At 65.7% G+C, this 761-nt stretch carries 1 protein-coding gene; it reads left to right on the top strand.

From position 1 onward, the window contains the following. On the top strand, positions 1 to 761 hold a 761-nt coding region (locus AC3A6Y_RS34965), incomplete at both ends, for a DUF4158 domain-containing protein (RefSeq protein WP_487872788.1).

Here is a 761-nt window from a genome sequence, read left to right as displayed (position 1 = left end):
TGCCTCGCAACCTGTTGCGGTACGTGGCGGAGACGCTGGAAGCGGCCCCGCTGTCGATCGCGAGCCTGCGCAGTCTCTACGAGCGTCGCCCGACGCTGTACGAGCATCAGCAGTGGGCCAGAGACTATCTTGGCCTGAGCGACCTCGACCCAGCCGGTGAGGCCTCGTTGATGGCGATGCTGGCACTCCACGCCGCCGAGGCCGCACATCCAGACGAACTGGTCACGTCAGCGTGCCATTGGCTCTATGACCATCGGATCCTGATCCCAGGCGAGCGCCGTGTCCAGGACTGGGCCCGCGGTGCGTTTACCGCGACCGAAGCTCGCATCCGAAACGCGATCGCCCGCGAGGTCTCCCCTGCTGATGTGCGTCGTTGCCTCGCCTCGGCCCACAGTCAGCGCCCCGACGCCGGCTGTTCCCATCTCGAATGGCTCAAGACTCCCTCCGGACGCCATGGACCCACGACTCTGGCCGAGACCCTGGAGAAGATCAGCTACCTGAAGTCCCTGGGCGTGCACCAGTGGTCCCTCGCCGATGTCGGCCTGCCCAAGCTGCACGCCTACGCCCAGCGGGTGCAGTCGCGGCGCCCGGCGAAGAACCGCGAACTCAAGGAGACCCGCCAGGAGATCGAACTGGTCTGCTTCCTGCGCGTGAGCCTTCTGGAACTGACGGATATCGCCGTGCAGCAGAACCTGCGCCGCAGCCAGGACTTGTTTCGTGAAGCCAAGCAGAAGGTGAAGACGAAGCGCGAGCAGTCGGGC

The sequence above is a fragment of the Variovorax sp. Soil_C_17 genome (assembly GCF_057657265.1).
Note: the sequence above shows the minus strand (reverse complement) of the source record. Positions and strands in the feature narration are given on the sequence as shown.